This is a genomic window from Pseudomonas sp. HR1 (assembly GCF_030175875.1).
GTDB lineage: Bacteria > Pseudomonadota > Gammaproteobacteria > Pseudomonadales > Pseudomonadaceae > Chryseomonas > Chryseomonas oryzihabitans.
In genome coordinates, this window is the sequence record NZ_JASNRF010000001.1 from 395761 (window position 1) to 420377 (window position 24617).

Annotated in this window: 17 protein-coding genes and 2 pseudogenes; 10 read left to right on the plus strand and 9 right to left on the minus strand. The window is 67.9% G+C overall.

All coding sequences use genetic code 11. The features are described from left to right. Positions 1-35 precede the first annotated feature (35 nt). The 4 genes from scpC (at position 36) to QKY98_RS01830 (ending at position 3920) form a co-directional block, all read left to right on the plus strand. Positions 36-1571 carry a succinyl-CoA:acetate CoA-transferase ScpC gene (gene scpC, locus QKY98_RS01815; RefSeq protein ID WP_027601028.1) on the plus strand — a complete coding sequence of 512 codons (1536 nt, stop codon included), beginning with the start codon at positions 36-38 and terminating at the stop codon, positions 1569-1571. Between the two features lie 242 nt (positions 1572-1813). Next, positions 1814-2725 carry a D-alanyl-D-alanine endopeptidase gene (pbpG, locus tag QKY98_RS01820; RefSeq protein WP_037006760.1) on the plus strand — a complete coding sequence of 304 codons (912 nt, stop codon included), beginning with the start codon at positions 1814-1816 and terminating at the stop codon, positions 2723-2725. Positions 2726-2901: 176 nt separating this feature from the next. Further along, positions 2902-3618: a carbonic anhydrase gene (locus QKY98_RS01825; protein ID WP_284670258.1), complete on the plus strand. Its 717-nt coding sequence runs from the start codon at positions 2902-2904 to the stop codon at positions 3616-3618. 59 nt (positions 3619-3677) lie between these two features. After that, positions 3678-3920 carry a hypothetical protein gene (locus QKY98_RS01830; protein ID WP_027598773.1) on the plus strand — a complete coding sequence of 81 codons (243 nt, stop codon included), beginning with the start codon at positions 3678-3680 and terminating at the stop codon, positions 3918-3920. 12 nt (positions 3921-3932) lie between these two features. On the opposite strand, the gene QKY98_RS01835 is transcribed toward QKY98_RS01830, so the two are convergent. From QKY98_RS01835 to QKY98_RS01865, 9 genes and pseudogenes are all read right to left on the minus strand, one after another. Then, entirely contained in the window at positions 3933-4367 is a 435-nt protein-coding gene (locus tag QKY98_RS01835; protein WP_284670259.1) for an NUDIX hydrolase, read from the minus strand. Further along, a complete protein-coding gene (locus QKY98_RS01840; protein ID WP_007161081.1) occupies positions 4367-5377 on the minus strand; it encodes an AI-2E family transporter in 1011 nt (336 codons plus the stop codon). Before QKY98_RS01840 ends, QKY98_RS01835 begins: the two co-directional genes overlap by 1 nt. A gap of 294 nt (positions 5378-5671) precedes the next feature. Further along, positions 5672-6613, minus strand: coding sequence for a diguanylate cyclase domain-containing protein (locus QKY98_RS01845; protein ID WP_169854480.1), 942 nt, complete (start codon positions 6611-6613; stop codon positions 5672-5674). Beyond that, complete coding sequence (locus QKY98_RS01850) at positions 6610-11463, minus strand: PAS domain S-box protein (protein WP_284670260.1); 4854 nt, start codon at positions 11461-11463, stop codon at positions 6610-6612. Before QKY98_RS01850 ends, QKY98_RS01845 begins: the two co-directional genes overlap by 4 nt. Before the next feature lie 344 nt (positions 11464-11807). Beyond that, positions 11808-12572, minus strand: a complete 765-nt coding sequence (locus QKY98_RS23840) for a methyl-accepting chemotaxis protein (RefSeq protein ID WP_371099681.1) — start codon at positions 12570-12572, stop codon at positions 11808-11810. Positions 12573-12665: 93 nt separating this feature from the next. Next, positions 12666-13697: pseudogene (locus QKY98_RS23845) on the minus strand (HAMP domain-containing protein); the annotation flags it as partial. A 118-nt stretch (positions 13698-13815) separates the two neighbouring features. Beyond that, positions 13816-14580, minus strand: a complete 765-nt coding sequence (locus tag QKY98_RS23850) for a methyl-accepting chemotaxis protein (protein ID WP_371099683.1) — start codon at positions 14578-14580, stop codon at positions 13816-13818. A gap of 93 nt (positions 14581-14673) precedes the next feature. Continuing rightward, positions 14674-15708, minus strand: a pseudogene (locus QKY98_RS23855) (HAMP domain-containing protein); the annotation flags it as partial. A gap of 183 nt (positions 15709-15891) precedes the next feature. Next, positions 15892-16833 carry an AEC family transporter gene (locus QKY98_RS01865; RefSeq protein ID WP_027598778.1) on the minus strand — a complete coding sequence of 314 codons (942 nt, stop codon included), beginning with the start codon at positions 16831-16833 and terminating at the stop codon, positions 15892-15894. Positions 16834-17166: 333 nt separating this feature from the next. Between QKY98_RS01865 and QKY98_RS01870 the strand changes: the two genes are divergently transcribed. The 6 genes from QKY98_RS01870 to pqqD all read left to right on the plus strand — a co-directional run bounded on the left by QKY98_RS01870 (position 17167) and on the right by pqqD (position 24603). Continuing rightward, a complete protein-coding gene (locus QKY98_RS01870; RefSeq protein ID WP_284670263.1) occupies positions 17167-19599 on the plus strand; it encodes a glucose/quinate/shikimate family membrane-bound PQQ-dependent dehydrogenase in 2433 nt (810 codons plus the stop codon). A 363-nt stretch (positions 19600-19962) separates the two neighbouring features. Continuing rightward, the gene (pqqF, locus tag QKY98_RS01875) at positions 19963-22353 is read left to right on the plus strand and encodes a pyrroloquinoline quinone biosynthesis protein PqqF (protein ID WP_284670264.1); all 2391 of its coding nucleotides are present in this window, start codon (positions 19963-19965) and stop codon (positions 22351-22353) included. 184 nt (positions 22354-22537) lie between these two features. Continuing rightward, complete coding sequence (gene pqqA, locus QKY98_RS01880) at positions 22538-22609, plus strand: pyrroloquinoline quinone precursor peptide PqqA (protein WP_003243383.1); 72 nt, start codon at positions 22538-22540, stop codon at positions 22607-22609. A gap of 55 nt (positions 22610-22664) precedes the next feature. Beyond that, entirely contained in the window at positions 22665-23576 is a 912-nt protein-coding gene (gene pqqB, locus QKY98_RS01885; protein WP_027601037.1) for a pyrroloquinoline quinone biosynthesis protein PqqB, read from the plus strand. Positions 23577-23581: 5 nt separating this feature from the next. Further along, positions 23582-24331 (plus strand): pyrroloquinoline-quinone synthase PqqC, encoded by a 750-nt coding sequence (gene pqqC / locus QKY98_RS01890; RefSeq protein WP_284670265.1) that lies wholly within the window; start codon positions 23582-23584, stop codon positions 24329-24331. Beyond that, positions 24328-24603, plus strand: a complete 276-nt coding sequence (pqqD, locus tag QKY98_RS01895) for a pyrroloquinoline quinone biosynthesis peptide chaperone PqqD (RefSeq protein WP_267398589.1) — start codon at positions 24328-24330, stop codon at positions 24601-24603. Before pqqC ends, pqqD begins: the two co-directional genes overlap by 4 nt. Positions 24604-24617: the final 14 nt, after the last annotated feature.

A 24617-nucleotide genomic window follows, 5' to 3' on the forward strand; every position in this document is an offset into this window, starting at 1 on the left:
TTAGTGTGCTTTCGATAACACCCGCAGAGGTCGTCATGTCCCACCGTATTCGCCATCCCGGTTTCGCCGCCAAGCGCCAGAGCGCCGAGCAGGCCTCGCAGTTCATTCGTCACGGCATGACCGTGGGCATGAGCGGCTTCACCGGGGCCGGTTATCCCAAGGCCGTGCCCGGTGCCCTGGCCCAGCGCATCACCGCCAGTCACGGCGCCGGCGAGCCCTTTCGCATCAAGGTGCTGACCGGCGCGTCCACCGCACCGGAGCTGGACGGCGCCCTGGCGCGGGTCGATGGCATCGAGTTGCGGGTGCCCTTCCAGTCCGATCCGGAGCTCCGTAGCCGCATCAACGCTGGCGGCCTGGACTACATGGACATCCACCTGGGCCAGCTGGCGGAAAAGGTCCGCTATGGCTTCTTCGGCAAGATCGACGTGGCCGTGGTGGAGATCGCCGCCATTCGCGAAGACGGGCTGCTGGTGCCCTCCTCCTCGGTGGGCAACAACAAGACCTGGCTGGACATGGCCGATGCGGTGATCCTCGAGGTCAATCGCTGGCAGCCCGACGCCCTGGACGGCATGCACGACATCTACACCGACGGCGCCCTGCCGCCCCACCGCACGCCGATTCCACTGGCGCACCCCGGCGACCGCATCGGCTCGCCCTATCTCGAGGTGCCGCTGGACAAGGTGGTGGCCGTGGTGGAGACCGACGCCCCCGACCGCAACAGCCCGTTCAAGGCGCCGGACGCCGCCTCCCAGGCCATCGCCACGCACCTGCTGGACTTCCTCCGCTTCGAAGTCCGCCAGGGGCGCATCCCGGCCAATCTGCTGCCCATCCAGTCGGGGGTCGGCAACATCGCCAACGCCTTCATGCAGGGCCTGGCCGAGAGCGAGTTCGAGGGGCTGACCGCCTTCACCGAGGTGATCCAGGACGGCATGCTGGAACTGCTCATCAGCGGCAAGATGGAGCTGGCCTCGGCCACCTCCTTCTCCCTGAGCCCGGCGGGCATCGAGCGCTTCGTCGAGCACGCCGAGTCCTTGCGCAAGCGCATCATCCTGCGCCAGCAGGGGGTCAGCAATCACCCGGAACTGGTGCGGCGGCTGGGCTGCATCGCCCTGAACGGCATGCTCGAAGCCGACCTCTATGGCAACGTCAACTCCACTCACCAGATGGGCACGGGGATGATGAACGGCATCGGCGGCTCCGGCGACTTCGCCCGCAACGCCTATCTGTCGGTGTTCATGGCGCCGAGCACCGCCAAGAACGGGCTGATCTCGACCCTGGTGCCCATGGTCAGCCACGTCGACCACACCGAGCACGATGTCTCGGTGATCGTCACCGACCAGGGCCTGGCCGACCTGCGCATGCTCAGTCCCAAGCAGCGCGCCCGGGCCATCCTCGAGCACTGCGTGCACCCGAGTTTCCGTCCGGCGCTGGCGGATTACTTCGAGCGCGCCCTGGCCGGCAGCCATGGCAAGCACACCCCGCACCTGCTGCCCGAGGCGCTGGCCTGGCACGAGCGCTACCTGGTCACCGGCAGCATGCTCGGCCCCGCCGCCCAGGAAGCCCACGACTGAAAGGCAAGGCGCCCGAGGCCTCTCGGGCGCCCTTTCGCTCCGCCATCCCTGCCGTCCGTCGCCCATCTGCAACTAATTGTGACTTTTTGCCAGCGCGCTGTGTAAAAAGCTGCCTTGTCGGATTCCCAGCCGACATTCCGGGTGATAAAAGACGTGAAATCTCTGAGCAATGTCCTTGATCTGCAAGGGGCATTGCCGTTCGCGGTTGTTCTAACCCCGCCCCCTTTTCGAGAGCTGCCACCGTGAAGATCTGTCATCAACTTGCCGGCCTGTTGCTGGCTGGCTTGGTCGGGCTGAGTCCGGCCGTCCTGGCCCAGACCCCACCGAAGGTCAAGGCCGCGGCCGCCGCCACCGCCCAGCGCCTGGCCTCGAACCACGCCCTGGTCGTCGACCTCAAGACCAACCAGGTACTGTTTTCCCAGAATCCCGACCAGGTCGCCCCCATCGCTTCGGTGACCAAGCTGATGACCGCCATGGTGGTGCTCGATGCCCGGCTGCCGCTGGAGCAGACCATCGACATCGACATCAGCGAGAATCCGGCCATGCGCGGCATCTTCTCGCGGGTGCGCCTGGGCAGCCAGCTGACCCGCCGCGACATGCTGCAACTGGCGCTGATGTCCTCGGAAAACCGCGCCGCCACCAGCCTCGCCCACCACTATCCGGGTGGCCAGCGGGCCTTCGTCGCCGCCATGAATGCCAAGGCCCGCGCCCTGGGCATGAGAAACACCCGCTACGCCGAACCCACCGGCCTGTCGCCGCTGAACGTCTCCACCGCGCGTGACCTGGTCACCCTGCTCAAGGCCACCGAGCACTATCCGCTGCTCGGCCAGCTCAGCACCACCCCGGAAAAGACCCAGGCCTTCCACAATCCCAACTATGTGCTGGGCTTTCGCAACACCAACCACCTGGTCTACAACGCCGACTGGAGCGTGCAGCTGACCAAGACCGGCTACACCGACAAGGCCGGTCACTGCCTGGTGATGCGCACCGTGATGGCCGGTCGTCCGGTGGCCTTCGTGGTGATGGACGCCTTTGGCAAGTTCACCCACATGGCCGACGCCACCCGCGTCCGCCGCTGGCTGGAAACCGGCGCGCTGAGCCCCCTGCCGGGCGCGCCCAAGGCCGGTCGCAGCACGGTACTGGCGCGGCAGTGACGCCCGCCTGAGCAGGTCCCGAAGCCGCGTCTCGACGCGGCTTTTTCTTGCCCGGCGCCTTTCCGCGGGTCGGATACCGGGCGCCGCGCCTGGCGGGATCGGCGGCGGACGACAATAGTTGTCTCAAGCGCTGGAGACCGCAGTACCGGCACGCCCCCACGCCAAGAGGTGTCCCGATGAAGCCCACCCTGTCGCGTCGCCAAGTCCTGCAGTGCGCCTGCTGCCTGCCGCTGGCCGCCGCCCTGGCACCTATGACCCTGCCCGCCCTGGCGGCCCCGACCAAGGCCCACACCACCCTCACCGCCGAGCAGGCCCTGCAACGGCTGATCGACGGCAACCAGGGCTTCATGGACGACCAGCCGCTGCACGGGGAAACCAATCGCGACCGGCGCCTGGCGATCGCCAAGGGCCAGACGCCCTTCTGCGTGCTGGTGTCCTGCTCGGATTCGCGGGTCTCGCCGGAGCTGCTGTTCGGGCGCGGCCTGGGCGAGCTGTTTATCGTGCGCAACGCCGGCAATACCCTGGACACCACCGCCCTGGGCTCGGTGGAGTACGCCATCAGCCAGCTGGGGGTGCCGCTGATCGTGGTGATGGGCCACGAGAAGTGCGGCGCGGTGGAGGCCGCGGTGGCGGTGGTGGAGCAGAACGCCCTCTATCCCGGTGCCATCGGCGCCATGATCGAACCCATCCTGCCGGCGGTGCTCAGCGCCCGGGTCGGCAATCCGCCGGATCTGCTGGAAGCGGCGGTGCGCAGCAACGTGCAACGCACGGTCAGGCGGCTGCGCGCAGCCTCCGAACCGACCCTGCTCGCGCCGCAACAGAAGGGCCAGGTCAAGGTGGTGGGCGCCTACTACACCCTGGAAAACGGCCACGTGGATTTCTTCGACGTCTGAGGCGGGCACCCCCGGCGTCAGCCGCGGTCTAGGGCTGTATCCCCTGCCTGGAACGCCCCATGAGCAAAGACGCGATCGCCCACGAGTACTACGAGACCGTCACCGGCCGCTGCTGGCTGGATGACGTGCGCGAATGGCGCCGCCTGCAGGCCGAAGCCCAGGCCGCCGCGGATCGCTACCTGGCCTGCCCGGAGGATCTCGAGGCACCCGAACGCCTGCGCCTGGAACAGACCTGGCGCGCCAGCAACGAAGAGGCCGGCGCCTTCTGGCAGCGCATGTGGTCGAATCTGGATCGTCAGTGAGGGGTAGAGGTCTCAGCCAGCGCTGGTGAGCAGCGCCAGCAGGCCTTCGGGTACCAGCCGACAGCTGTCGTCGAAGGAATCGAGTGAGCGCCAGGTAGCCATGAAGGCTTCACCATCGCTCTCCTGACCGGGCAGCTCCGCCTGCGCATAATGCTGCCGATCAACAAATTCGGCGGCGTAGACCAGCACCACCTCGTGGCCCGGCCGTCCCGCGTAGCTGAACAGCGACTCCAGAGTGCCCAGCAGCCTGACCTCGGTCAGCTCGGCGCCCAGCTCTTCGTGGATCTCGCGGCGCACCGCCGCCTGGCTGGTTTCGCCGAACTCCACGCCACCGCCCAGGGGCCGACAGAAGCGTTGGCCATCATGCGGATCCTGCGTCTCACGCACCAGGATGCGGTCGTCCTGACGCAGGATGCAGAGCGCCAGGACGCGGATCTGACCGCCCATTACACCAGCCCTTCCGCCTTCAGTTCGCTCTTGAGATAGGCGTAGTACACCGGCGCCGCCACCAGCCCGGGCAGGCCGAAGGCCGCCTCGAACACCAGCATGGCCACCAGCAATTCCCAGGAGCGGGCGCTGATCTGGCCGCCGACGATGCGGGCGTTGAGGAAATATTCCAGCTTGTGGATGGCGATCAGGTAGCCCAGCGCCGCCACCGCGACCCAGATCGACAGCGACAGGCCGGCGATGAAGATCAGGGTGTTGGACATCAGGTTGCCTATCACCGGCAGCAGGCCGAGGATGAAGGTGAGGATCACCAGGGTCTTGGCCAGCGGCAGGTGGACATCGAACAGCGGCAATACACCAAGCAGGAAGATGCCGGTCAGGGTGGTGTTGAGCAGCGAGATCTTGATCTGGGCGAAGACGATGTTGCGAAAGGCCTGGGCCACCAGGCCGAGGCGCACCAGCAGCGCGCCGGACAGCGGCCGCAGGCGCTCGGGATCGGGGGTGGGCTGCAGGGCGACGATGGCGCCGAGGATCATGCCGATCAGCACGATGACAAAGGTCCGCGCCGCATCGCGACCGAACAGCTGCAGTTGCGCCACATGGGCGCGCACCCATTCCACCAGCTCCTGCTTCATGCTGTCGGCGTTGGCCGGCAGGTAGGCGTCCAGCGAGGGCGGCAACTGGGCGCGAGCGCGCTCGGTGAGCACCATGAACTTGTCCAGCAGCCGTCCGGGGTTCTGCACCTCCTGGATGATGAAGCTGGTGAACCAGACGAAGAACAGCGTCAGCAGGCTCACTACCAGGGTGCCGAGCAGGGCCACGGCGAGCCAGCGCGCGCCGCCGCCGGGCAGATGACGCTGCAGACGCCCGGCCAGGGTGTTGACCAGTTCGTACACCAGCAACCCGGCCAGCAGGCTGGGCAGGAGCTTGAGCGGGAGAACCAGATAGAGCGCGGTGAAGACGATGATCCAGCTGGCCAAGATGGCCTGGCGTTGCGTGAAGGCGTACATAGATTACCGGCGGCAGAATCCCTGCCCGCAGTCTGACAGTCTGCCGCCTCGCCGCCCAGCCTAGTGTGGTGTTTCAAAAGTTATCTACGCAATTTTGCCGGCGCTTTTTGTCCTTGGACGTCGTTGCCCCTCCTCGCCATAGCCCTGCTATGACTCGTCCCGGCGCCTCGCCCAAGAACAAAAATCACTCGCCAATTCTTGCGCGAACTTCTGAAACACCACACTGGACCACGAAGAAAGCCCGGACCTCTGTTACCCGGCGTTACCCGAGCGGGTGCTTCGGCACCCCTCGCCTCAGCCGGCCAGTTCCGCGGCGCAGACCCGGGCGCGGCCCTGGTGCTTGGCCGCATAGAGCTGGGCATCGGCGGCAGTGATCAGGGCGGCCGGATCGACGGCGGTGGGCGGCAGCGCCGTGGCCACGCCCAGACTCAGGGTGACGTAACCGGTCACCGAGGAATAGCCATGGGTCAGGCGCTGGTCGCGCACCTGCTGCAGCAGTCGCTCGGCGACCTGGGTGGCGCCTTCCAGATCGGTGCCCGGCAGCAGGCAGCCGAATTCCTCGCCGCCATAGCGCGCCAGCAGGTCGTAGGGGCGGAACAGCCCCTGCCCCAGTGCCTGGGCTACCTGGCGCAGGCACTGGTCGCCGGCCAGGTGGCCATAGTGGTCGTTGTAGGCCTTGAAGTGATCGATATCCATGAGAATCAGCGAAAAGGGCGTGCCTTCGCGCTGACTCTGGCGCCAGCCGCGCAGCAAGGCCTCGTCGAACTGGCGGCGATTGGGGACGCCGGTGAGGCCATCGACCAGGGCGATGCTGCGCAGGGCGTCGCGCTGCGCCTTGAGGGTCAGCTGGGTGCGCACCCGGGCGCGGACGATGACCGGATTGATCGGCTTGCTGATGAAATCCACCGCGCCCAGCTCCAGGCCGGTCACCTCTTCGTCGGGGCCCTCCTGGCCGGTGACGAAGATCACCGGGATGGCGGCGGTGGCCGGATCGGCCTGCAACCGGCGCAGGACCTCGTGACCGTCGAGCTGGGGCATCATCACGTCGAGCAGGATCAGGTCCGGCTGCTGGGTCAGGGCCAGTTGCAGGGCCTGGGCGCCACTGGTGGCCATCAGCGTCTCGCAATCCTGGCGAAAGAGTTCGTGGAGGATGCGGATGTTCAGCGGTTGGTCGTCGACGATCAGCAGTTTGGGTTTGCTGCGCCGTCCGGCGGCCTCGGCGGTCGGCGGAGTCATAGGGCTTCCTTCAGGTCAGGCAGGGTGGTGAGCGCCGCGGCGAAGTCGAGGGTCTCGACCTGGGCGCGCAAGAGGTCGTAGCGCACCTGGGCTTCGGCGCGGCAGTGCACGGGCAGCTCGGCGATCAGCGCCAGGGCGTCGAGATTGCCCTGGCTGAGCAACTCTTCGAGTTCGTTCAGGCGTGCGCGCCAGTCCACCTGGGTGTCGGTGGGGGTGGCGGCTGTGGTTTCGGCAATGACGGGCGGCGGCAGGACCTCGGCCAGGGCACCGCGCAATTCGCCGAGGGCTTCGTCGAGCAGTTGTCGCAGGGTCGTCAATTCCACCGCCACCTCCGTGGGGACACCTGCTCCGGCCTTGCCGGCGCGTTCGCCCTCGGCGGCGCGCGCGGCCAGGCGCTGGGCACCCATGGTGCCGGCGCTGCCCTTGAGGGAGTGTAGTACCGCCACCGCCGCCTCGCTGTCGGCGGTATGCCAGGCCTGGGCGAGCCTTTCCAGCAGGCCGGCGGAATCCTCGGCGAAGCGTTCCAGCAGCGAGCCGAACAACCGGGCATCGCCGCCAAAGCGGCGCAGGACGATGCTCAGGGGCTCCACCTGGCGATCCTCGATGACCGGGGCGGCAGCGGGCGCGGCGCTCACCTCCTGGCCGGTCAGGCGCCGCAGACGGGCGACCAGCAATTCCAGGTCGATGGGCTTGCCGATATGGTCGTCCATGCCGGCGGCCAGGCAGGCGTCGCGATCGGTGTGGGAGGCGTTGGCGGTCATCGCCAGGATCGGCAGGGTGCGGAAGCGCCCGTCGGCGCGGATGCGGCGGGTGGCTTCCAGGCCGTCGATGTCGGGCATCTGCATGTCCATGATGACCACGTCCAGCGGCGCGCCGGAAAGCACCCGCTCGACGCCTTCCAGGCCACCTTCGGCCAGTTCCACCTGGGCGCCCTGGGCCAGCAGCAGCTCGGCGGCCACCTGGCGGTTGAGGGCGTTATCTTCCACCACCAGCAGGCGCAGGCCGGCCAGGCGATGGCTTTCGTCGACCACCGCGGCGGCGTGCACGCCGGCCGGGATCTCCGCGCCCAGAGCGCGCTCCACCACCTCGACGATCTGCGCCGGGGTCACCGGCTTGGTCAGGTAGTCGTCGAAGGGCGCATCGTCGCTCTGCTGGGCCTCGGTAAGGAAGTCGCGACCGAAGCCGGTGAGCATGATGACCTTCGGTCGGTGGTCGGCCTGCCGCTCACGCAGCTGCCGGGCCGCCAGCAGGCCATCGCCGTCGGGCATGCGCCAGTCCATCAGCACCGCCTCATAGGGCTGTGCCTGCTGCTGGGCCTGGGCGACCCGCGCCAGGGCGGCGGCGCCGCTGGTGACCAGATCCACCTGCCAGCCGAGAGCCGCCAGGGTCTCCACCAGCACCTCGCCAACCAGGGTGTTGTCGTCGGCCAGCAGCACCCGTCGGCGTACCGGCGCCAGCTGGGCCTCGCCCTGGCTATCCACCGCCAGGGCGGCATCGAACCAGAAGCGGCTGCCCACGCCCAGTTCGCTTTCCACCTGCAGCTGGCCATCCATCAGCTCCACCAGGCGCTTGCAGATGGCCAGGCCCAGCCCGGTACCACCGAAGCGCCGGCTGATCGACGCCTCGGCCTGGGTGAAGCCCTGGAACAGCTGTTCCTGCTGGGCCGGACTGATACCGATGCCGGTGTCCTGCACCGAGAATTCCAGGCGCAGCTGACCGTCCGCTCGCGACAGCTGGCGCACGCTGACCAGTACCTGTCCCGCCTCGGTGAACTTGAGGGCGTTGCCGGCCAGATTGATGAGGATCTGCTGCAGGCGCAGGCTGTCGCCGATCAGGGCGGTGGGCAGCCCGGCGTCCAGGTGGTAGTTGATCTCGACGTTCTTCTCGCCGCTGTTGCCCGAGAGCACCACGCCCAGGTTGCGCAGCACCTGCTCCAGGCTGAAGGGATGGACATCCAGCTGCAGCTTGCCGGCTTCGATCTTGGAGTAGTCCAGCACGTCGTTGAGCAGCCCCAGCAGCGAACGCGCCGCCTGCTGGGCCTTGGTCAGATAGTCGCCCTGGCGCGCGTCGAGCGCGGTGCGTTGCAGCAGCTGCAGCATGCCCAGCACGGCATTCATCGGCGTACGGATCTCGTGGCTCATGTTGGCCAGGAAGGACGACTTGGCCTGGCTGGCCAGGTCGGCGCGGGTGCGCTCCTCGCGCAGCCGGTGCTCCAGCTCCAGCTGTTCGGTGATGTCGCGGTTGATGCCCACCACCCGCAGCACCCGGCCGCGCGGATCCCGCTCGGTGCGGGCGCCGGCGATGATGTGGCGCAGCGAGCCGTCCTGACGGCGCACGCGGAACACCGGATCGAACACCGCGCGCCCGGCCATGGCGGCGCCCAGGCGCTCTTCGGCGCTGGCCAGGTCGTCGGGGTGCACGCGGCAGCGCCAGTCGTTGTAGGTGATGCCGGCGGCGCGCTGGGCATCGGTCCACTCGTAGAGTTCGAACATCCGGTCGTTGCACTGCACCTGGCCGGTGTCGGGCTGCCAGCACCAGATGCCCAGCTGGGCGACGTCGGCGGCCATGGTCAACTGGTCGCGGGCCTGCAGCAGCGCCTGGCGCTGGCGACTCTGCTCGGTGATGTCGGCGATGATGGCCACCGCCAGGCGCTCGCCGTCGGTCCACATCACCCCCAGGCTCAGGGTGAGGGGGAAGACGCTGCCATCCGCGCGGCGCCCTTCCATCTCCTGGCCCTGCGGGCTGGCCTGGTCGTCGGGGATCTCCTGCGGGCAGCTGAACAGCGCTTCGTAGCCGGCCAGGTAGCCGGGGATCAGCCGGCGGACCGGTTGCCCCACCACCTCGGCGGCGCGATAGCCGAAGATGCGCTCGCCGGCCGGGTTGAAGGAGCGCACCAGGCCCTGGCTGTCGACGGTGACGATGGGGCTGACCGCGGTGTCCAGGATCGCCCGGGTCAGGGCCAGGCTGGCCGCCAGTTCCTGCTCGGCGGCCTTGCGTTCGGTGACGTCCGAGGCGATGCCCAGGTAGCCGCTGATCTGCCCGCCGGCGTCGCGCATGGTGGTCACCACCAGGCTGACGTCGCGGTGCTCGCCGTCGCGGCGGACGAAGGTCCACTCGCGGGCGTCGGCGCCGGTGCGCTCGGAGCGCTCCACCAGCACGCGAAAGCCGGCGACCGGCAGGCCGTACTCGGCTTCCAGGGCCGCACCCTGGGTGGCCAGTTCTTCCGGCAGATGGAGGTCACTGGCGTGCCAGCGCCCCACCACCTCCTCGGCGCGATAGCCGAGCAGCCGCTCGGCGCCCTCGTTGAACAGGGTGATCAGGCCGTCGCGGTCGGTGGCGATGATGCCCACCTCGGAGGCCGCGCGCAGCACGTCGCCGAGCAGGCGGTTGGTCTGGCTGAGTTCGGCGGTGCGCTGGGCCACCTGCTCTTCCAGGCGGGCGTTGAGCGCCAGGATCTCGGCCTGGGCGGCCTTCTGCAGCGAGATGTCACGCACCGTCTTGGAGGCGCCGACCACTCGGCCGTCACGGCCACGCATGGGCGAGACGCTGACCAGCACATCGATCAGGTGACCGTCGCGGTGCTGGCGACGGGTCTCGAAGTGCGGCACCGGCTCGCCTCGGCCGATGCGTTCGAGTACCCACCACTCCTCGTGTTCCAGTTCGGTGGGCACCACCAGATCGAGCAGGCGCTGGCCCACGGCTTCGCTGGCCGGATAGCCGAACAGCTCTTCCGCCGCGTGGTTCCAGCTCAGTACCACGCCGTTGAGGTCCTTGCTGATGATGCCGTCGGAGGAGCTTTCCACCACCGCGGTGAGGTTGGCCTGGTCCTGCTGATACTGGCGCCGCCGCTGGCGCGTGGTCAGCACGGCGAAGGTGAGGCCGGCAGCCAGCAGGCTGACCAGCTTGCCGACCAGATGGACCAGCGGCACCGAAACCAGGTGCTGGGCGGCGACGAAGGTCGGGGTGGCGGTGAATGCCAGCTGCCATTGCCGGCCATAGACCTCCTGCACCAGCCGTCGCTCGGACAGCCCTTCGGCCTCCTGCTCGTCCTCGCCCTGGCGATAGAACAGGCTGGGCGCCTCGGGAACGGTCACGTCGCTCAGGCGGATGATGACGCCGGGGATGTTCAGGCGCAGGCTACCGAACATTTCCTCGATGCTCAGGGGCACATAGGACCACCCCAGGGTTGCCGCCTCGCGGGCGGCCGGCTCGACCGGAGGGCGTCCGCCCTGGTAGATCGGCAGCAGCATCAGAAAGCCGGGCTCCGGCGGCGAGGAAGCCTGCAGCTGCAACGGACCGGTGAGGTGGATGTCGGCGTGCCGCATGGACAGCACGGCGGCCTCGCGGCGGATGGGATCGGACGCCGCGTCCATGCCGATGGCCTTCAGATTGCGCCAGGCGGGCTCCAGGTACTGGACGACATAGCGATCGCCTGCGTGAGGGACGAAGGGATGGATGGTGAACTCGGGCGCGCCATCGGCACGGGCCTTGGCAAGAAAGGCGGCCTCCTCGCCCTCAGGCACGCGGCGGATGAAGCCGACGCCGCGGGCACCGCGAAACTCCTGGCCCAGGTCGTGGACCCGCCCGTAATCGCCGAGCAGCTCGCGCGACAGACCGCCCCCGGCGACCACCACCACATCGCGCATGCCGATCAGGCTGTATTCGTAGATGCGCAGCCGGTCCAGCACCTGATCGCGAACGTCGTCGGCGACGTCGTCGAGGGCGCTGCGCACCTGCTGATCGTTGCGCTCGGTCAGATGGCGCATGGTCAGGCTGGTCAGCAGGACGCCGAACAGAAAGACGCCGAGACTCCAGCGTACGCGAGAGGATTTGCACAGCCTGCTGAACATGGAGCCCCTGGTGGCAAAAGGTGCCACGCCGTTGGTTAGGCGGTGCCAGGAGCGGGAAGCGCGAACGGAACGGGGCCTCCACCAGACCTGGCGGTAACAGCTAGCCCATCGGCGGGAAAAAAGGCTTTCTTGATACCGCGGATCGGCCGCCGGGCTGAAGCGCAGCGGCGGGTGCGTGCAAAGCGGCAGTCCAGAGCAAGTTCACGCGCTAATTAGTTTTACTGTTTCTGACGAGTGGTCGAGGAAAGATCGGCATTCACGCAAGTCTTCCTGACCTTCCGGACAGCAAAAAGGGAGAGCCGACCTGACGTCGACTCTCCCTTTTAGCGGACTTTTCGCGCGAATCAGATGCGGAAGCCACCCACCAGGCGCTGCAGGCGACCGGCCTCGGCTTCCAGGGCGGTACAGGCCGCCAGGGTGGCCTGGAGGTTGTCGACGCCCTGCTGATTCAGCAGGTTGATCTCGCTGATGTCCATGTTCAGGGTCTCTACCACCGAGGTCTGCTCCTCGGTCGCCGTCGCGACGGACTGGTTCTGGCCGTCGATCTCGCCGATGCGCTCGGTCACGCTGCCCAGCCGCTCGCCGGCGCTCTTGGCCACCTGCATGCTGTGGGCGCTCTGCCGCTGGCTTTCCTGCATCAGGGCCACGGCGTCGCGCGAGCCGGTCTGCAGCTCCTCGATCATCTGCTGGATCTGCTGCGCCGAACTCTGGGTACGGCTGGCCAGGGAACGCACCTCGTCGGCCACCACGGCGAAACCACGCCCGGCCTCACCGGCCCGCGCCGCCTCGATGGCGGCGTTGAGCGCCAGCAGGTTGGTCTGCTCGGAGATGCCGCGGATGACTTCGAGGATCTGGCCGATGTTGGCGGTCTTGCCGTTGAGCGCTTCGATATGCTCGCAACTGGTGCCGATCTTGCTCGACAGTGCCTGCATGGCGTGCAGGGCTTCGTCGAGCACCTCGCGGCCCTCTTCGCCCTGGGCACGCGCCGTGCTGGCCTCGCCGGAGGCATGGGCGGCATTGCGGGCGATCTCCTGGGCGGCGGCGCCCAATTCGTTGATCGCCGCGGCCACGCTGGTGGTGCGCTGGGCCTGGAGGTCCGACTGCTGCATGGACGATTGCGAAGACTCCAGCACGCGCCGAGTGCTCTGATTCAGCTCGCAAGTGGTCTGGGCCACGTCACGGATCGAGGTGTGGATGCGCGCCACGAACTTGTTGAAGGCCTCGGCCAGGGCGCCGAATTCGTCCTGCGCCTGTACGGGCAGGCGGCGGGTCAGGTCGCCCTCGCCTTCGGCGATGTCGGCCATGGCGCGGGTCAGGTCATGCAGCGGGCGCAGCAGGACGCGGATCAGCAGCCCCAGCAGCAGGATGATGGCGATCACCGCCACCACGGTGGCGACGATGGCCAGGTTGCGGGCCTGGGTCACCGGGGCATAGGCCTTGGCCTGGTCGATGGACAGGCCCAGGTACCACTTGACCGAGGGCAGGCCATTGACCGGGGTGAAGCTCACCAGGCGGTCGCTGCCATTCTGGGTGACGGCGTGCAGACCGGGCTGCAGGGATGGGGTCTGCTCGGGGAAGACGTCCTTGAGGGTCTTGAGCACCTGCTCGGGATGGCTGCTGACCAGCACCTTGCCGTCGCCGTCGACCAGGAAGGCTTCGCCGAGGCCGCCGACGTTGAGCGAGGTGATGATTTCCACCAGCGCCGAGAGGTTGAGGTCACCGGCCACCACGCCGGCCAGCTGGCCGTCACGCTGCAGCGGGGTAGCGATGGTCACGCCTAGCTGGCCGGAGGAGGCGAAGATATAGGGCGGGGTCAGCACCGTGGTGCCGGCGGCGGTGGCGGCCGCGTACCAGGGCCGCTTGCGCGGGTCGTAGCCGGCCGGCAGGCTGCGCAGCGGACGGGTGGTGTAGGTGCCATCCACTTCGCCCAGGTAGGTGGAATCGAAGGTGCCCGTGTAGATCTTCTGGTCCAGCAGACCGACCAGGCCTTCGGGCGAACGATCGCGCGCCAGGGTCTGGGCTTCGCCTTCGATGAGCTTGACCCGCGCGTCCAGCCAGTAGGCGATGTTGCCGGCGGTGACCCGCCCGGTTTCCGCGAGGTTGGCACTCAGGCTCTGGTCGATGGCCTGGCGTTGCAGATAGGCATTGAAACCGGCGGAAGCGGCCAGCGCGGTGGTGATCACCAGCGCCGCGACCAGCAGGATCTTGTGGCTGAATTTCAGGTGTCGCTTCATACAGGTCTGCGTCCGTAGCTAGGGAGCCATGCCGGATTCAGGGCATGGCTATCGCACTATTTATCGGGCATTACTCAGACTACTTGAGCGTAGCGGCGACCTATTGCAGCCAACCGCTCTAGATCCGGAAGCCGCCCACCAGCCGTTGCAGACGCCCGGCTTCGGCTTCCAGGGCGGTACAGGCCGCCAGGGTGGCCTGGAGGTTGTCGACGCCCTGCTGGTTCAGCAGGTTGATCTCGCTGATGTCCATGTTCAGGGTCTCCACCACCGAGGTCTGTTCCTCGGTCGCCGTCGCGACGGACTGGTTCTGGCCGTCGATCTCGCCGATGCGCTCGGTCACGCTGCCCAGGCGCTCGCCGGCGCGCTTGGCCACCTGCATGCTGTGGGCGCTCTGCCGCTGGCTTTCCTGCATCAGGGCCACGGCGTCGCGCGAACCGCTCTGCAGCTCCTCGATCATCTGCTGGATCTGCTGCGCCGAACTCTGGGTACGGCTGGCCAGGGAACGCACCTCGTCGGCCACCACGGCGAAACCACGCCCGGCCTCACCGGCCCGCGCCGCCTCGATGGCGGCGTTGAGCGCCAGCAGGTTGGTCTGCTCGGAGATGCCGCGGATGACCTCGAGGATCTGGCCGATATTGGCGGTCTTGCCGTTGAGCGCTTCGATATGCTCGCAACTGGTGCCGATCTTGCTCGACAGTGCCTGCATGGCGTGCAGGGCTTCGTCGAGCACCTCGCGGCCCTCTTCGCCCTGGGCGCGCGCCGTGCTGGCCTCGCCGGAGGCATGGGCGGCGTTGCGGGCGATCTCCTGGGCGGCGGCGCCCAGTTCGTTGATCGCCGCGGCCACGCTGGTGGTGCGCTGGGCCTGGATGTCGGACTGCTGCATGGACGACTGCGAGGCCTCCAGCACCCGGCGGGTGCCCTGGTTGAGTTCGCCGGTGCTCTGGGCCACGTCGCGGATCGAGGTGTGGATGCGCGCCACGAAGTGGTTGAAGGCTTCGGCCAGGGCGCCGAATTCGTCGCGGGACTGCACCGGCAGGCGGCGGGTCAGATCGCCCTCGCCTTCGGCGATGTCGTCCATGGCGCGGGTCAGGTCATGCAGCGGGCGCAGCAGGACGCGGATGAGGAAGCCCAGCAGCAGGATGATGGCGAACACCGCCACCAGGGTGGCGACGATGGCCAGGTTGCGCGCCTGGGTCACCGGGGCATAGGCCTTGGCCTGGTCGATGGACAGGGCCAGATACCACTTGACCGAGGGCAGGCCCGCGACCGGGGTAAAGCTCACCAGCCGCTCGCTGCCGTTCTGCAGGACGTGATGGAAGCCCGGGGCCAGGGTCGGGGTCTGCTCCGGGAAGACCTCCTTAAGCGATTTCAGCACCTGGTCGGCGTGGCTGCTGACCAGGATCTTGCCGTCGCCGTCCACCAGGAAGGCTTCGCCCAGACCGCCGGCGTCCAGCGAGGTGATCATCTTCATCAGGCTGTCCATCACCAGGTCGCCGGCCACCACGCCGATCAGCTTGCCGTTCTGCAGGACCGGCGCGGCAATGGTGATGCACAGAAAGCTCTGCGGCGGCGCGGTCAGGTAGGGCTCGGTGAGGATGGGACCGCCGGCGCTGACCGCGGCCTTGTACCAGTCGCGCTGGCGGGCATCGTAACCGGCCTCCATGGGGGTATGGGGGCGGTCGGTGAAGGTGCCGTCGACCTCTCCCAGGTAGGTGGAATCGAAGTTGCTCGTGTAGAGCTTCTCTTCCAGCAGGCCCACCACGTTGGCCGGGCTGCTGTCGCGGCTGAGCGCCTGGGCCTGGCTGTCGATCAGCTTGACCCGCGCGTCCAGCCAGTAGGCGATGTTGCCGGCGGTGATGCGGCCGATCTCGCCCAGCGAGGCTTCGAGACTCTGGGTGATGGCCTGGCGCTGCAGATAGGCGTTGAAGCTGGCGAAGCCGGCCAGGGCCAGGGTCACCACCAGGGCGGCCGCCAGCAGGATCTTGTGGCTGAATTGGAGCGAGCGTTTCATGGTTACCACACGTAAGACTTGGGGAGTGGGCGGCCGCTCTCCTCGCACATACTTATTGCGATAGGCATCGAGAGGGCAAATCGACCGGGGACGGTCGAGGCCGCACTATTACGCATAAATCCGACTTTTAGCTGGCGCCAACCGATAAACGTTCTCACAACGCCGATGTCTGGGCGGCGTGCCCTACAGCAGGCTGAAACCTTTCAGCAGTAGCAACCCCAGATTGGTGGTCAGCATCCCGCCCAGGGTACTGAGCACCACGATGGTCGCTGCCAGCTGGGCATTGCTGCCGGCGGCGCGGGCCATGACGAAACTCGACGCCGCCGTCGGGCAACCGAGGTAGAGAAAGAGAATGCCCAGCGCCGGTCCCTGGATGCCCAGCGCCAGGGCGCCCAGCACGCCCAGCAGCGGAATCCAGACGATCTTCCACAGGCTGGCGCCCACCGCCAGACCGCTGCTCTCGCGCAGCGAGGCCAGCGATAGGGTGGCGCCGATGCACATCAGCGCCAGCGGCAGGGTGAGCCCGGCGAAATAGCGCGCCGAGGTGTCCAGCCAGCGCGGCAATTGCCATTGGAAATAGGCGAAGGGAATCGCCAGCAGGATGCCAATGATCAGTGGATTGCCGAGGATGCTGCGCAGCAGGGTGCGCCAGTTGGCCTCCAGGTGCGGACTGTAGAGCGCCAGCACGATGGCCGAGAGCACGTTGTAGAAGAGGATGACCATGCCGGCCATGATCCCGCCCACCGACAGCCCATAGTCGCCGTACTGGGTCGCCGCCAGGGCCAGGCCGACGATGCCGCAGTTGCCGCGAAAGGCGCCCTGCACATAGACCCCGCGATCGGCATGGGGACAGCGCCAGATCGCCCAGCCCCAGGCGGCCAGGAAACTCACCACCGTGGCCAGAGCGAAATAGCCCAGCAGCAGCGGCTGCAGCGCCTCGCCGAGATCGGCCTTGAGGATGCCGAGAAACAGCAGGGTCGGCATGGTGGCGCGAAACACCAGGGCCGAGGCGGTGTTGATGAAGGGGGTGTCGATCCAGCCCAGCCGCTTGAGCACGCAGCCCAGCAGCACCAGGGCGAAGACCGGGGCGGTGACGTCGAAGGTCGCCTGGACCAGGGCAAGCACGTCGGACATGGCGGAGGGCATCGCGGAAACGGCTCGCGATGGTAGCAGGCACGGCGCGCCACGGGGCCCTTCCTTCCGTCATCGCGAAGTGACATCAGTCAATGCTTAGCTTACTATCTACCCGCCCGATTCAGACGACGCCCCCGATCCATCCCCCGCTTCGCCTCAGCGCGACCGCTCTAACTTCCTGCCAGGGAAGCCGGCGAAGGGGTGGAACAATAAGACAGACAACAGGTTCAGACGTAGCAGACGACAGATCCGCATGCGGTTCCGATTTGCGATGTCGTCGATCGAGTCGAAGTCTCTTTTCACGATTGCATTGCGAGCGCTGCCATGACTGTCACTTCCAACGCGAGACCGGGAGGCCTGCCTGCCAGGTTACTCGGCATCCTGTTCATCCTCCTGGGCCTGGCCCTCTTGGGGCTGGGCATCAAACTGGCCACCCTCGGGGGCTCCCTGTACTACCTCGGCGGCGGCGTGCTGCTTGCCCTGAGTGGTTACCTGCTGTGCATCCGGCGGGCCAGCGGGGTCTGGGTCTATGCCTTCTTCCTGGTGATGTCCACCGCCTGGGCCGTACTGGAAGTCCAGTTCGACTGGTGGCAGCTGGTGCCGCGCCTGGCGCTCTGGTTCGTCCTTGGCCTGGTGCTCCTGATCCCGGTGTTCCGCCGTCCGCTGGACAGCCGCAGCGGCGGCCTGCCGCTGGTCGGCTCCCTGGTGATCGCTGCGGTCGTCGCCCTGGTCGCCCAGTTCGTCAACTACAACCGTCTGGACGGTGACCTGGGCCGCGACACCGCCGGCACCCAGAGCGCCGCGCCGACCGCCGCCGATGGCGACTGGCCGTCCTATGGCCGCACCGCCTTCGGTGATCGCTACTCGCCGCTCAAGCAGATCGACGTCAACAACGTGAAGGAGCTGCAACCGGCCTGGACCTTCCGTACCGGCGACATCCCCGGCCCGAACGATCCCCAGGAGACCACCGCGGAAAACACCCCGCTCAAGGTCAACGGCAAGCTCTATGTCTGCACGCCGCACAGCCAGGTGATCGCCGTGGATCCCGACAGCGGCAAGGAAATCTGGCGCTTCGATCCCAAGCTGAGCACTCAGCACGCCGACAGCTTCAAGGGCTGGGCGCACATGACCTGCCGCGGCGTGGCCTACCACGACGACGCCACCTATGCCGGCACCACCACCGCGGGCCAGAGCCCGGCCACCGGCAGCGCCGTCCCGGTCGACGAGCAGAGCACCCCGGCCGCCAGCAGCTGCCCGCGCCGCCTGTTCCTGCCCACCGCCGACACCCGCCTGATCGCCATCAACGCCGACACCGGCAAGGTGTGCAGCGACTTCGGCGACAACGGCCAGGTCGACCTGACCGCCAACATGGGCAGCTTCACGCCCGGCGGCTACTACTCCACCTCGCCGCCGGCGGTGACCCGCAACCTGGTGATCATCGGTGGCCACGTCACCGACAACGTCTCCACCGACGAGCCGTCCGGCGTGATCCGCGCCTACGACGTGCACACCGGCAAGCTGGTGTGGAACTGGGACAGCGGCAATCCGGACGCCACCGCGCCCATCGCCGCCGACGGCATCTACACCCGCAACTCGCCCAACATGTGGTCGATGATGGCCGTCGACGAAAAGGTCGGCATGGTCTATCTGCCCATGGGCAACCAGATGCCCGACCAGTGGGGCGGTGACCGTACCCCGGCCTCCGAGAAGTACAGCGCCGGCGTGGTCGCCCTCGACATCGCCACCGGCAAGGTGCGCTGGAACTATCAGTTCACCCACCATGACCTCTGGGACATGGACGTGGGCGGTCAGCCGACCCTGGTGGACATCAAGACCGAAGGCGGCGTGAAACCCGCGCTGATGGCCTCGACCAAGCAGGGCAGCATCTATGTGCTGGACCGCACCAACGGTCAGCCCATCTACCCGATCACCGAAACCCCGGTGCCCCAGGGCGCGGTGGAAGGCGACCACACCTCGCCGACCCAGCCGGTCTCCTCGGTCAACCTGGCCGCGCCGACCCTCAAGGAAAGCGACATGTGGGGCGGTACGCCCTTCGACCAGGCGCTGTGCCGCATCGCCTTCCGCGAGCACCGCTACGAGGGCATCTACACCCCGCCGTCCACCCAGGGCTCGATCGTCTACCCGGGTAACTTCGGCGTGTTCGACTGGGGCGGCATCTCGGTCGATCCGGTGCGTCAGATCGCCTTCCTCAACCCCAGCTACATGGCCTTCACCTCCAAGCTGGTACCGCGTGAAGAGATCGCCAACCAGCCGGCGCGCAAGAGCGAGACCGAGGGCATCCAGCCCAACAAGGGCGCGCCCTACGGCGTGATCCTGTCGGCCTTCCTGTCGCCCCTGGGCCTGCCCTGCCAAGCACCCGCCTGGGGCTACGTGGCGGGTCTCGACCTGACCACCGGCAAGCTGGTCTACAAGCACAAGAACGGCACCGTGCGCGACAACTCGCCGGTTCCGCTGCCCCTGCCCATGGGTGTGCCCAGCCTGGGCGGCACCGTCACCACTGCTGGTGGCGTGGCCTTCCTGAGCGGCACCCTGGACCAGTACCTGCGCGCCTATGACGTGAAGAACGGCAAGGAACTGTGGAAAGGCCGCCTGCCGGCCGGTGGCCAGACCACCCCCATGACCTACACCGGCAAGGACGGTCGCCAGTACGTGCTGGTCTATGCCGGCGGCCATGGCTCGCTGGGCACCAAGCAGGGTGACTACGTGATGGCCTTCGCCCTGCCCGAGAAGAAGTAAGGGCGCCCGCGCCCGAGCTCCCCTCTCCTTCGGGAGAGGGTCCGGGGCGAGGATGCTTCGAGCATTTTTGACATCCTGTTGGAATCCCCCTCGCCCCACCCCGAAATCCCGGCCCAGCCGGGATTTTTTTCGCCTGGATTTTTTCTTTCCATGAAAAGAGCTTTGCTCCTTCCGGAAGGGAACGGGGACGAGAGCCCCCTGGCACCCAGGGCTCCAGTGGAAAAGGCTGCGCCGTTTTCCACGCTACGGTGTCGAGACCGCGCAGCGAACTCCCCCTCTCCCCTTGGGAGAGGGTTGGGGAGAGGGCCGGGGTGAGGGCAAACCCGCTCCATCCCCTCCACCCGACTCGGTTAAGCTACCCCCATGCCCACCTCCACCCCCCTCCATCGCCGGCTGCGCCTGGCCAACGGCCTGGCCGTCGCCCTGCTGCACGACCCCGAGCTGCCCCAGGCCGCCGCCCTGGTGCGCATCGGCGCCGGCAGTCACCAGGCGCCGCGGGCCTTTCCGGGGCTGGCGCACTTTCTCGAACACCTGTTCTTTCTCGGCAGCCGGCGCTATCCGGCGGCGGACGGCCTGATGCCACTGGTGCAGCGCCTCGGCGGCGAACTCAACGCCAGCACTCGCGAGACCACCACCGACTTCTTTTTCGCCCTGGCCCCCGAGCACCTGGCCGCCGGGCTCGCCCGGTTGCTGGACATGCTCGCCGCGCCCCTGCTGGCAGCCGACGCCCAGCGCCGCGAGCGCGAGGTGCTGCACGCCGAGTTCATCGCCTGGTCACGCAGCGCCGATACCCGCCGCGACCTGGCCCTGGCCGCCGGCCTGCCCGCCGACCATCCGGCCGCCGGCTTCCATGCCGGCAACCGTTACAGCCTGCCGCTGCAGAGCTCAACCTTCCAGGCCGCCCTGCGCGACTTCCAGCGCCAGCACTACCGGGCCGACAATGCACTGCTGGTGCTGGCCGGGCCGCAACCGCTGGCCGAATTGGCCGACCTGGCCCGGGAACAGGGCGCCCTGCTGCCCCCTGGCCAGGCGCCCAGCTCCATAACGCCCCAAGCGCTCCCGGCTGCAGGCGAACGCTGGCAGACCACCGCCACAACGCCCCCGACGCTGGCCGTGCAATTCGCCCTCGACGATCTGCCACCCGGCAGCTGGGAAGCGACGGAGTTGCTGGAAACCCTGCTGCTCGGCGACCATCCCGGCGGCCTGCCCGCCCTCCTGCGCCAAGCGGGCCAGGCCGAACGACTGAGCCTCGCCTGGCCCTATCGCCAGGCCCGCCAGGGCCTGCTCCGGCTGGATCTGGTGCCCGGCCCCCAGGCCAGCCCGAGCCACCTGACCGGCCTCCTGTGCCCCTGGCTGGACGCCCTGCGCCAGACGCCCCTTGCCGCACTGCAGCAGGGCCACGCCGAACGCACCCAGCGCCTCTGGGCCACCCTACCCGCCCTGGCACTGGCAAGGCGCCTAGGTGAACGCCTCTGGCTGGATCGGCCAGGAAACGCCTGGCCACAACCGGCGCTCTCCCCGGCCGCCCAGGCCGCCTGGCCCCGGCTGCTCGCGCAACTGGTCCCGCAGCGCCTCAGCGGTTTCGCCGCCGGCCTGGTCGACTCCCCGTGCACAACAGCTCCCGTCGCCGTCCCCTTTGCCCTCCCTCCGATCAATCCTTTGCTCGCCGATCCCGTCACGCCGAGCGCCCCGACGAGGCAGTTCTGGCCGATCAGCCAGGCCCTCGCCCCCCAGCGGCGCGAAGGCCTGCTGTTTTTGCGCTGGCAATGGCCGGGACCGGCACCGGTCGCGCCCGACGTCCGGGTACTGGGCACGCTGCCCCGGCTGGCCGCCGAAGCGGGCGTCACCCTGCGCTGGAGTCCGCCCGGGGCACCTTGGGAATTGCGGCTACAGGGCTGGGCCATGGCGCTGCCGGCGGTGCTGGAGCAGGCGCTCGGCCGCCTGACGAACGCGCTGGACCTTTCCCAGCCGCTCCCCGCAGCCTCGATCGAGCCCATGCTGATCCGCCAGTTGCTCAAGGTCCTGCCCGAGCGACTAAATGCGGTCATGCCGCTGACTAGCAATGAAGCAGACCCGCGCTGGCAGGCCCTGGCCTGCGGCCTGCCCCAGGCGGCGCAGGCGTCCCTGGCCGTCCTCACGCCGCCACCTCAGCCCCGGGCAGAGCCGCTGGGCGAAACGCCGGGCTGCACCGGTCGCCACTGGCACCACGAACCCAGCGCCGATGCCCAGCAGGCGCTGCTGCTGTTCTGTCCGCAACCCGATGCGCGCCCCGCTACCGAAGCGGCCTGGCGACTGCTCGCAGCGCGCCTGCAAGGACCGCTGTTCCAGCGCCTGCGCAGCGAGCGACAACTGGGCTATGCGGTGTTTTCCGCCTATCGCCTGCTGGGCGATCACGGCGGCCTGCTGATCGGCGTGCAGTCGCCCCAGGCCCGGGCAGCGGAGATCCTCGCGGAAATCGAAGGCTGCCTGGCCGACAGCCTCAAGGCGGTGCAGGCCGAGGCCACGACGCTGGCAGAAGACATCCGTCAGCTGGGGCGCGACTTCAGCCCCGCCACCCCTCAGCGCGCCGCCCTGGCCGAGCGACTCTGGTGGGGCTTCCAGCGCAGCGGGGCGCTGGATCTCGCGCCCCTGCAGCAGGCCCTCGCCGCCCTGGATGACGGGGCTCTGCAGCAGGCCTGGCAACAACTCACCGCCAGCGACGCGCCGCGCTTCGCCCTGGCCAATGCCCGCGCGCCATCCGGCTGGATGTCATAGCTTTCAACACTTTCCCGGGAGCGTCGGCCGGCCTTGGCGGTCAATCTGTTGCAGGATCGGTAAGACAGTTATGTCCGCCGGACCGCCAGCGATTCGTCGCGGCAAAAACCCTTAGCTAGGTAACATTTGTTAGACTTGACGACCGGATCCTTCCGGCTTTCGCAGTCAAAAGAGGAGACCTCCCATGTGGACCAAGCCTGCTTACACTGACCTGCGCATCGGCTTCGAAGTCACCATGTACTTCGCCAACCGTTGATGCGCCCCACGCCCCGGTTCGCCGGGGCGTACTTTTTCCAGGTTTAGCCTTTCCCATGCATATCCAGATTCTCGGCTCCGCCGCCGGCGGTGGCTTTCCCCAGTGGAACTGCAATTGCGTCAATTGCGACGGCTTCCGCAAGGGCACCCTCAGGGCCCAGGCCCGTACCCAGTCTTCCATCGCCCTGTCCGACGACGGGGTGAACTGGATCCTGTGCAACGCCTCGCCCGACATCCGCGCCCAGCTGGCCGGCTTCGCCCCGCTGCAACCGGCGCGGGCCCTGCGTGACACCGGCATCCGCGCCATCGTCCTGCTGGACAGCCAGATCGACCACACCACCGGCCTGCTCAGCCTGCGCGAAGGCTGCCCCCACGAGGTCTGGTGCACCGAGATGGTCCACCAGGACCTCACCACCGGCTTTCCGCTGTTCAACATGCTCGAACACTGGAACGGCGGGCTCAGCTGGCAGCCCATCGCCCTGAGCGGCAGCTTCACCATCCCGGCCTGTCCGAATCTGGAATTCACGCCCTTCCCGCTGCGCAGCGCCGCGCCGCCCTATTCGCCCCATCGCCACGATCCGCACCCGGGCGACAACCTGGGGCTGCTGGTCCACGACCGACGCACCGGCGGCAAGCTGTTCTATGCCCCGGGCCTGGGCCAGCCGGACGCCGCCCTGCTGGAGCTGATGGGCCAGGCCGACTGCCTGCTGGTGGACGGCACCCTCTGGACCGACGACGAGATGCAGCGTCGCGGCGTGGGCACCCGCACCGGCACCGAGATGGGCCACCTGCCGCAGAGCGGCCCCGGCGGCATGCTGGAGGTGCTGGCCGGCTTCGAGCGCCAGCGCAAGGTGCTGATCCACATCAACAACACCAATCCGATCCTGGACGAAGACTCCCCCGAGCGCGCCATCGTCGCGCGCCAGGGCGTGGAAGTCGCCTGGGACGGCATGTCCATCGAGTTGTGAACGCCATGCCCGACGCCCTTACGCCCGCCGAATTCGAAGCCGCCCTGCGCGCCAAGGGCGAGCTCTACCACATCCACCACCCCTATCACGTGGCCATGTACCAGGGCCGCGCCAGCCGCGAGCAGATCCAGGGCTGGGTGGCCAACCGCTTCTACTACCAGGTCAACATCCCGCTCAAGGACGCCGCCATCCTGGCCAACTGCCCGGATCGCGAGATCCGTCGCGAATGGGTGCAGCGCATCCTCGACCACGATGGCGAGCCCGGCAGCGAAGGCGGCATCGAGGCCTGGCTGCGCCTGGCCGAGGCCACCGGCCTGGATCGCGAGCAGGTGCTCTCCCAGGAACTGGTGCTGCCCGGGGTGCGCTTCGCAGTGGACGCCTACGTCAACTTCGCCCGTCGCGCCTCCTGGCAGGAAGCCGCCAGCAGCTCCCTGACCGAACTGTTCGCGCCGCAGATCCACCAGTCGCGCCTGGACGCCTGGCCGACCCACTATCCCTGGATCGATCCGGCCGGCTACGAGTACTTCCGCACCCGCCTGGGCCAGGCCCGCCGCGACGTCGAGCACGGTCTGCAGATCACCCTGCAGCACTACACAACCTGGGAGTCCCAGCAGCGCATGCTGGAGATCCTGCAGTTCAAGCTGGACATCCTCTGGACCATGCTCGACGCCATGAGCATGGCCTACGAACTGCACCGCCCGCCCTATCACAGCGTCACCGCCGAGCGCCGCTGGCACCGAGGAATCGACCTATGAGCTTCGACCGCACCCAGGTGCCGCGCTGGCGCCCCGGCTATCGCTTCCAGTTCGAGCCGGCGCAGGACGCCCATGTGCTGCTCTATCCCGAGGGCATGATCAAGCTCAACGACAGCGCCGCCGCCATCGGCGAGCTGATCGACGGCCAGCGTGACGTGGCCGCCATCATCGCCGTCCTCGACGAACGCTTCCCCGGCGTGCCCGAGCTGGGCGCCGACGTCGAACAATTCATGGAGGTCGCTCGTGCAGAGCACTGGCTCCTGCTCGGCTAAGCCTTATTCGAGAA

Bases quoted from the DNA above. Each gene is read 5' to 3' on its own strand.
- scpC (WP_027601028.1), top strand. From the start codon at position 36: ATGTCCCACCGTATTCGCCATCCCGGTTTCGCCGCCAAGCGCCAGAGC.
- QKY98_RS01825 (WP_284670258.1), top strand. From the start codon at position 2,902: ATGAAGCCCACCCTGTCGCGTCGCCAAGTCCTGCAGTGCGCCTGCTGC.
- QKY98_RS01830 (WP_027598773.1), top strand. From the start codon at position 3,678: ATGAGCAAAGACGCGATCGCCCACGAGTACTACGAGACCGTCACCGGC.
- QKY98_RS01835 (WP_284670259.1), bottom strand. From the start codon at position 4,367: ATGGGCGGTCAGATCCGCGTCCTGGCGCTCTGCATCCTGCGTCAGGAC.
- QKY98_RS01840 (WP_007161081.1), bottom strand. From the start codon at position 5,377: ATGTACGCCTTCACGCAACGCCAGGCCATCTTGGCCAGCTGGATCATC.
- QKY98_RS01845 (WP_169854480.1), bottom strand. From the start codon at position 6,613: ATGACTCCGCCGACCGCCGAGGCCGCCGGACGGCGCAGCAAACCCAAA.
- QKY98_RS01850 (WP_284670260.1), bottom strand. From the start codon at position 11,463: ATGTTCAGCAGGCTGTGCAAATCCTCTCGCGTACGCTGGAGTCTCGGC.
- QKY98_RS23840 (WP_371099681.1), bottom strand. From the start codon at position 12,572: ATGCAGCAGTCGGACCTCCAGGCCCAGCGCACCACCAGCGTGGCCGCG.
- QKY98_RS23850 (WP_371099683.1), bottom strand. From the start codon at position 14,580: ATGCAGCAGTCCGACATCCAGGCCCAGCGCACCACCAGCGTGGCCGCG.
- QKY98_RS01870 (WP_284670263.1), top strand. From the start codon at position 17,167: ATGACTGTCACTTCCAACGCGAGACCGGGAGGCCTGCCTGCCAGGTTA.
- pqqF (WP_284670264.1), top strand. From the start codon at position 19,963: ATGCCCACCTCCACCCCCCTCCATCGCCGGCTGCGCCTGGCCAACGGC.
- pqqB (WP_027601037.1), top strand. From the start codon at position 22,665: ATGCATATCCAGATTCTCGGCTCCGCCGCCGGCGGTGGCTTTCCCCAG.
- pqqC (WP_284670265.1), top strand. From the start codon at position 23,582: ATGCCCGACGCCCTTACGCCCGCCGAATTCGAAGCCGCCCTGCGCGCC.
- pqqD (WP_267398589.1), top strand. From the start codon at position 24,328: ATGAGCTTCGACCGCACCCAGGTGCCGCGCTGGCGCCCCGGCTATCGC.